Here is a 7598-nt window from a genome sequence, read left to right as displayed (position 1 = left end):
CCCACACCCCACACCCCACACCCCACACCCTACACCCTCTTTCAAGTCAGAAGTTAAAAAACAGGAGAATAAAGTTAAGAAAAAGTCTGAGAGTGAGAATGAACCGATTTTAAGCCTATTTACGCCCCAAGAACCCCCAGAAAATGCGATTTTATTGCTTGATGCCGAAGATAAAATTAGTTGGACGACACCAGAAGAGCGAGTGCCGGACCGGGGTTTAATTATCTATCAACAGGCGATCGAAAAACAGGAAAATTTCCTAGTTATCCTCGATAATGCTAAAGCTTACCCGATTGCTACCCGGGAAGTTCCCCCGCAAGCGAATCAACCAGTGTTAATCTCCAGTCTGCTGACCAAAACCGCCCAAAAAGAGTCAGAAGCGGTGTTAAATCAATTTTTCTTGACAGAACCTCAAAAAAATCAAGAATTGCTTTTACTGAGTCAACAGGGGCGAATAAAGCGGCTTCCCATCGATGAATTAGAGGGGGTTGGTAGTCGGGGTTTGTCCCTGATGAAATTGAAAGAAGACGATCGCCTATATGCTGCTATTTTTACTCACGAGGGCCTGGACTTAGCGATCGCCACCAGTAGCGGTCGGGTGTTGCGTTATCCCGTGCGCGAGGAATTATTGCCAATTATGGGTAAATCTGCCCAGGGTTTAGCAATTTTGCGATTGCGCTACGGGGAACATCTAGCCGGCTGTGTTTCTCTCCCTCATCGGGAAAATCTGCTGCTGATTTCGGGATTGGGTTACGCGAAAAGACTGGCGATCGAGAATTTACGCTTATCACAATTAGGCGATCTTGGTTCACCCGCTTTACAATTCGTCAATAAACAGGATAGTTTAGCGGCCATGGTAGCGGCGCGGCCGGGGAGTATAGTGTTATTAAGTACCAATCAGAATCGAAAACTACCCTTAGAGGTAGAAACTGTGATGGTTACGGGTAAAGACGGGACAGGTTCACAATTAGTGAAACTCAACCCCACAGAAAAAATTATCAAAGCACAATTGTTACAGGACACCTCGAATAGGGGATTTTGTTAACAAAGTGTTGGTCGAGGAAATCTCCTAGATATACAGTGGTGAAGAGGGAATAATTTTAAATAACTAACAAGGCTCTCCGTCACTCAAAATTTGATTTTTTCGAGCTGTCTTAGAAATAACGCCCTGGTTATTGAGTAAAATTAAACTTTTTTTGCCCATCAACTTAAAAACTTGCGTTTTTTGGATCATCTTAGCATAGAGGACTGGGTAGTATGAGTTAAAGCAAAGTTGATTTGTTAATTTTGTCTATCAGTGTAATCTGGGTTAAGTCTCTCACTTTTTTCCCTGATCAATTACTAAGGGGTAAGCTTAGAGGCACTTCAGTTACATATCTTGATAATTCAAAAAACTCTCAACCGCTTATTAATCCTGCCTCCTGCCTTGCTAAAACGCATCTTAGATGCGTTTTAAGCTAAACGGCTTTTACTTCGGATCACCGATATAGACTCCAAAAGGGTTATAGCTATTGGATCATGCAGGTTAAGCGCCGTTTAGCTTAGCTTACCCCGATCAATTGGACTTATTGATAAAATCTTCGCACTAATTGAGAATAACCCAAGATTTCATGAGGGTTTCAGGCTGTGCAATACTGAAGTAAATCTATTTTTTGAGCTACCCTACATCGTCTCTAAGTCAATGGCGAAAAAACCGAAAAATGTTGCGCGTAAACACCGGCATTGGCAAAGATGGTTAAAACTAACTCTGGTCGCAGTTTTTGGGTTTATTATCTTTAATTTAGCGACTAATTTAGCCATCTGCTGGTCAATTAATCAACAAAAACCCGTTGAGGCCATCTTAGTTTTGGGGGGCAGCATTCGTCGGGAAATTTATGTAGCCAATCTAGCCCAGCAATACCCCGATATACCAATTTTAATTTCCCAAGGCTCGGAAGATCCCTGTATTTTATTACTATTTGAACGGGCAAAAGCGCCAAAAGCTAACGTCTGGTTAGAAAAGTGTGCTGATTCTACCTTCGGCAATTTTTTCTTTGCCGTGCCAATTTTAAAACAATGGGGAGTACATAAAGTAAAAGTTGTCACCTCTCCTACTCATTTACCCCGCGCTAAATGGTTAGCAGAAATTCACTTGCAATCCCACGGTATAGCAGTAGAAATCGATGCAGTCCGAGAAATTGGTATCCCCGGTAATCACGAATCAAAGCTAAAAACTGTGTTAGATCTGACTAGAAGTATAATTTGGGCTTTTGTGGGACAATTAATCCATCCCCCCTGTTGGCAAGTCATTCCCTTAAATTCCGTTGATTTGGAAGCTTGGCAAGATGAAGGTTTTCAATGTGAATCCCAAGGTAAGATCAGCTAAACAATACTCTCCCAGTTAGTTTTTTAGCGGCTGCATCCCATTTTTGTAAATCTACTAACTTGGGGTTTTTAAAGGCAAACTCTCTCTTCCCACTTTCCTATACCTTTTAAACAGGATTTAGCATCAGAAACCCTATCGGGAATTTGCGATCGCATCTAGAGCCAAATTCAGTTTCAGCAGGTTAACCCCCGGTTCGCCGAAGATGCCGAGAAAGCGATCATCGGTGTTTTTGGTAACGAGGATCTCCACTTGATTCGTCGGTAATCCGCGTGAGAGCGCCACCCGCTCGATCTGCGCTCTGGCGGCCTCCGGGGTGATGTGGGGATCGAGACTCGATCCGGAGGTATATACTAGATCTGCGGTGGGTTTAATTGTCGCTTTCTCTAATCGGGGAATCTCCCCCTCCAGTGCTTTTTGCGGGTCGGGATCGGGTTTTCCTTTAATTCGATCGATCAACAGGGGGTTACTGGGAGCTAGGTTACTCGCCCCCGAAATTCCGGTTTGCAGGACTTTGTTAGGATCGTTTTTCGGATCGGCCGTACTGTAGGCGGTGGTACTTGGACGACTATTGAAATAGCGATCGCTGGTGAAAGGTTGCCCAATTAGAGCCGAACCCACCACTTGACCTTGATTATTGGTGATCAAACTCCCGTTCGCTTGCCAGGGAAAAAGAATTTGACCGATGGCGATCATCGAGAAAGGATAGATCAGCGCAGTGATCACCCAGAGAACTAGGGTAGAACGGATGGCTCTACCAGCCTCGCGTGCAAAACTCATAATTAGGGTTTACTGAAAAAGTTTGTTGGTGGAGTTAGGAGTCAGGAGCCAGTAGTCAGGAGTCAGGAGAATTAAGAATAAACAACAATCAATGAAAGAGTCTATTTAGAGATTTTCTGCTTTTTCCCATTTTTGAACTCTCAAAAATTAATTGTGCCAGAAATCTCTTAAAACCTCTCGGGTATAAAAATGACAAGGAATAGGTAGATAAATAAAGCAAAGGCGACTAATCCTAAAAGGGTTAATGCGGAGGCTTGCCCCCTATCGATAGTGCTTCCCGTAGAAGCTTGAACGATGGAGGAGAAAAGAATTGTTAGATAGAAATTTAAGAAAATGTACCCAAAAAATCGGTATTTTCTAGGGGCTGCTTTCATAAGAATTAGAGTTTTTTGGAGATTTGTTTTTGCCAGTAAATCAAGAAAATAGCTGTAGTTGTCAAAAATTATCAGACACCCCCCTTATCAAGGGGGGATTAAGGGGGGATCGACACCCCCCTTATCAAGGGGGGATTAAGGGGGGATCGACACCCCCCTTATCAAGGGGGGATTAAGGGGGGATCAAAGACAAAATCTATTTTCAATTTAATTATAACCACTTACTTAGCTGTAGTTGTCGATAGGTTGTCTTGTTCTCCTTTTTCAATTCATAGTTAAGAATACATTGGCCTACATATCTAGCCAAATTAATAGGAACAGCATTGCCAATCATTTGTTCTAGATTAGATTTTGTTCCTGTAAAAATAAAGGGCTCTTCGTTACTTGTTATGGTTCGATAGGGGGGCATAAATCGACTAAATCCTTATCTGGCAAAAGATTTAACTGATTAGCTCGCTCTAGATCAAAAACAATTGACAAAAATCGCTAAATGCCTTTCTATGTAAGGGTTCCATCCCTTATAACCCCCGTCCATTGCATAACACAAACCGAAGAGCCTTTTTCCTTAAGATGACAAGCATCCCCGGGATGTTGTCGATAGGTTTTGGGAACTGGTCGATTTACTCCTCGAATAGTAGGGCTAGGTTCATAAATACTGAATATCGCCCTTCTTTGATAGCTTCTAGGATGTCTATAATAGTATTCTATATCTAATTCTTTGCCCATATAGTCAAATACAGTCAGAGGTTGACTTGATAGATTTTCATTGATCTCATCGATTAAAAAATCATCTTCTTCCTTCATTTTACCGATCAGAAAATATGGCTCTTCGTTACTTGTTATGGTTCGATAGGGGGGCATAAATCGACTAAATCCTTATCTGGCAAGAGACTTAATTGATTAGTTAGCTCTAGATAAAAAACAATTGACAAAAATCGCTAAATGCCTTTCTCTATAAGGGTTCCATCCCTTATAACCCCCGTCCATTGCATAACACAAACCGAAGAGCCGAAAATATCTTTTTCTAGTTTGAGGAACTCCGCAGTAACAAGAATTAATAACTTTTTCAGTTAAACCATAACCATGGCTTTTAAAAATTTGTTTTGCTTGAGTGAGTATTTTACTTTTCTCAATTCTATCCACATTTTCCATAACAAACCATTGGGGACTTACTCCAGTTACAATTTCGGCGAATGTGAGCGTTAGATTCGCTCGTCCTAAACCCTCGTCTCTCTTCCCAGCACTGGAAAAGTCTTGACAAGGAGGGCTGCCGACAATAATCTCAGGATTATATTGAGCAAATATTTCTTGGCTAGATTCTCTAGATAAATCGACATTAAATATCGGATGACTAAAGTTATTTCTATAGACATCTATAGCAGGTATCCAATTATCAAATGCGGCCACAATAGTAAACCCCGCTTTCTGGAAACCTAAAGATAAACCACCACAACCAGCGAATAAATCGATTGTGATCATTTTGCTCCCTCCTCTAAATTGACTCTCGAAAGCATAAAATAAATTATCGGAATCGGGAGCTAGACCGTATAACTCTTGTGTACTTAACTCCGCCGGTTGAACTTTTAAATTTTCATCGAGTTTCAGATAGACATTTTTCAGTCCTTTCCCATCCAAGTAAGCGCACAAAGAAGCTGGAAATGAGGAGTTAAATTGATTTTTACCCCATGTTTCTTTTTGGCTAAAATCCCGATTCGAGTGCTTCAATCCGAATAAACTAGGCTTAAATATTGCCGATTTTCCCATTACCTCAACCCGATCGCTGAAATTATCTCATCAATAATCTTAATAGCAATAAACGGGGCAATCATGCCTCCCACGCCGTAGATGAGGATATTGCGCCGCAATAGTTGGTCAGCAGTGAGCGGGCGAAATTGAACGCCTTTAAGTGCCAAGGGAATCAAAACGGGGATAATCAGGGCATTGTAGATCAGGGCCGAGACGATCGCCGATTGAGTGCTTTTCAAACCCATGATATTTAAAGCACCGATCCCAGCGGCAGCGAAAATTGTCGGGATAATGGCGAAATACTTGGCGATATCGTTGGCTACCGAAAACGTGGTCAGGGCGCCGCGGGTAATGAGTAACTGTTTGCCGATGGTCACTAAATCGATCAGCTTGGTCGGGTCGGAATCGAGATCCACCATATTGGCAGCCTCCTTCGCCGCTTGGGTTCCGGAGTTCATCGCCACACCGACATTAGCCTGGGCCAGTGCGGGTGCGTCGTTGGTTCCGTCTCCCGTCATGGCAACTAACTTGCCCTTGGCTTGCTCGCGACGGATCACCTCGATCTTATCTTCTGGGGTGGCCTCGGCGATAAAATCATCCACCCCCGCCTCCGCCGCGATCACCGCCGCCGTGATCTGGTTGTCGCCGGTGAGCATGATCGTTCTCACACCCATGCGCCGTAATTGGTCGAAACGCTCTTTTAATCCCGGCTTCACGATGTCCTTGAGATAGATCACCCCGTAGATATCGTTACCCCGACAGACGGCGAGGGGAGTCCCCCCCAAACGGGAAACCCTTTCCTGTGCCTCATCGAGGGTTTCGGGAACGGAACCACCGCGGGAACGGACGAAACCTTTAATCGCGTCTACGGCTCCCTTACGGTATTCCTCGCCGGCCCTATCGGTGCCGCTCATGCGGGTACGAGCGGAGAATTCGATTCCCTCGCCGGGTTGGCCATCGATATCGAGGTTCGCGCCCAAATTCCGGGCTAAGGCAATGATCGAGCGTCCTTCCGGGGTTTCGTCGAAAAGGCTGGCCGCTAGACAGATGCGGGCTAATTCCTCGAGGTTATGACCGTTCACGGGGATAAATTCGTCAGCCAGTCGGTTTCCGAGGGTGATCGTTCCCGTTTTGTCGAGAAGGAGGGTATTCACGTCGCCGCAGGCTTCCACCGCGCGCCCGGAGGTGGCGATGACGTTAAACTGAGCCACACGATCCATCCCGGCGATGCCGATCGCGCTCAATAAACCGCCGATCGTCGTGGGAATGAGGGCGACGAGGAGCGAGATCAAGATGGCGATACTGGAACCGGCCCGAAAGGTATCCGCAACCGCCGGCCCGAGGCTCGTTTCCAGGAAACCGGCGATATAGTTCCCGATCGGCGGAATCGTGGCGACGACAATTAGAAAGACTTGGGTTAACACGGCCAGAAGTACCGTCAGGGCGATCTCGTTGGGGGTTTTCGTGCGCTCGGCCCCTTCCACGAGGGAGATCATGCGATCGATAAAACCCTGGCCGGGATCTTGAGTGATCCGCACTGTCAACTCGTCCGAGAGAAGCCTGGTGCCGCCGGTGACGGAACTGGCGATGTCGGTTCCGGGTTGTTTGAGGACGGGGGCCGATTCTCCGGTGATCGCCGATTCATCCACCGAACCGATTCCCTCGATCACTTCCCCGTCGGCGGGAATCACGTCCCCGGCCACCAGTTTTACCCGATCGCCCCGACCCAAGGCCGTGGAACTGACCGACTCGATCGAGCCGTCGGCAAGGATTTTCTGGGCCATCGTGTCGCTGCGGGTGGAGCGCAGGGCATCGGCCTGGGCTTTTCCCCGTCCCTCGGCGATCGCCTCGGCGAAGTTGGCGAACAGCACCGTGAAGAAGAGGATGAGGGTGATGATGCCGTTAAGTAGCCGTTGTTGTCCCCTATCCCCGGCGATCGTGCCGAATAGATGCGGGTCGATCGTGACCAGGGCCGTGACGATCGTTCCTAACCAGACCACGAACAGGACCGGGTTACGCACGGCGATGCGCGGGTCGAGTTTGAGGAAGGACTGCCGGATCGCGCGTTGATAGAGACCTGTCCGGTTTACCTTGGGGGTGTGGCGGCGGTCGTCCCTGCGACCTCTCGGCACTCGCAACGGGCGGGAGGATTTAGAATTTCCTTTGTTCGTTCTCATAAATTATCTAGGGCTGGTTGAATAAATCTAAAAACCTTGTTGGGTAAGACTTTTAGACCTTTTGTCAATCAAAAAGTACTGGATCTGGGAGTGATCGGGGGGAAATTTAGGCACTTTTTCCCTGAAAATTAGGTAATTGGCCACCTCAAAACTGGTAAA

The 7598-nt window shown here is 46.2% G+C and carries 5 protein-coding genes and 2 pseudogenes; 2 read left to right on the top strand and 5 right to left on the bottom strand.

Translation table 11 applies throughout. The features are described 5' to 3' along the window. Together O9332_RS17620 and O9332_RS17615 are read left to right on the top strand one after the other, a co-directional pair. A partial coding sequence (locus tag O9332_RS17620; RefSeq protein WP_288026628.1) for a DNA gyrase C-terminal beta-propeller domain-containing protein occupies window positions 1-1045 on the top strand: 1045 nt, incomplete at its 5' end. A 636-nt stretch (window positions 1046-1681) separates the two neighbouring features. Then, window positions 1682-2365 carry a YdcF family protein gene (locus O9332_RS17615; RefSeq protein WP_002761772.1) on the top strand — a complete coding sequence of 228 codons (684 nt, stop codon included), beginning with the start codon at window positions 1682-1684 and terminating at the stop codon, window positions 2363-2365. 132 nt (window positions 2366-2497) lie between these two features. Here the strand turns inward: O9332_RS17615 and kdpC are convergent, their stop codons facing one another. The 5 genes and pseudogenes from kdpC to kdpB all read right to left on the bottom strand — a co-directional run bounded on the left by kdpC (window position 2498) and on the right by kdpB (window position 7439). Then, window positions 2498-3142, bottom strand: coding sequence for a K(+)-transporting ATPase subunit C (gene kdpC, locus O9332_RS17610; protein WP_002761773.1), 645 nt, complete (start codon window positions 3140-3142; stop codon window positions 2498-2500). A gap of 167 nt (window positions 3143-3309) precedes the next feature. After that, window positions 3310-3516 (bottom strand): potassium-transporting ATPase subunit F, encoded by a 207-nt coding sequence (locus O9332_RS17605; RefSeq protein ID WP_287715551.1) that lies wholly within the window; start codon window positions 3514-3516, stop codon window positions 3310-3312. Window positions 3517-4074: 558 nt separating this feature from the next. Continuing rightward, window positions 4075-4338: pseudogene (locus tag O9332_RS17595) on the bottom strand (DNA (cytosine-5-)-methyltransferase); the annotation flags it as partial. Between the two features lie 195 nt (window positions 4339-4533). Continuing rightward, window positions 4534-5280, bottom strand: a pseudogene (locus O9332_RS17590) (DNA cytosine methyltransferase); the annotation flags it as partial. Further along, window positions 5280-7439, bottom strand: coding sequence for a potassium-transporting ATPase subunit KdpB (gene kdpB, locus O9332_RS17585; protein ID WP_002761775.1), 2160 nt, complete (start codon window positions 7437-7439; stop codon window positions 5280-5282). The pseudogene O9332_RS17590 and the gene kdpB, both read right to left, overlap by 1 nt. Window positions 7440-7598: the final 159 nt, after the last annotated feature.

The organism is Microcystis sp. LE19-10.1B (assembly GCF_027530565.1).
Classification (GTDB): Bacteria; Cyanobacteriota; Cyanobacteriia; order Cyanobacteriales; family Microcystaceae; genus Microcystis; species Microcystis aeruginosa.
The sequence above is the reverse complement of the archived record's forward strand: the minus strand, read 5'-3'. Positions and strand labels throughout refer to the sequence as shown.

What these genes read in the sequence shown, in the direction of transcription:
- kdpC (WP_002761773.1), bottom strand. Translation starts at nt 3,142, where the DNA reads ATGAGTTTTGCACGCGAGGCTGGTAGAGCCATCCGTTCTACCCTAGTT.
- kdpB (WP_002761775.1), bottom strand. Translation starts at nt 7,439, where the DNA reads ATGAGAACGAACAAAGGAAATTCTAAATCCTCCCGCCCGTTGCGAGTG.
- O9332_RS17605 (WP_287715551.1), bottom strand. Translation starts at nt 3,516, where the DNA reads ATGAAAGCAGCCCCTAGAAAATACCGATTTTTTGGGTACATTTTCTTA.
- O9332_RS17615 (WP_002761772.1), top strand. Translation starts at nt 1,682, where the DNA reads ATGGCGAAAAAACCGAAAAATGTTGCGCGTAAACACCGGCATTGGCAA.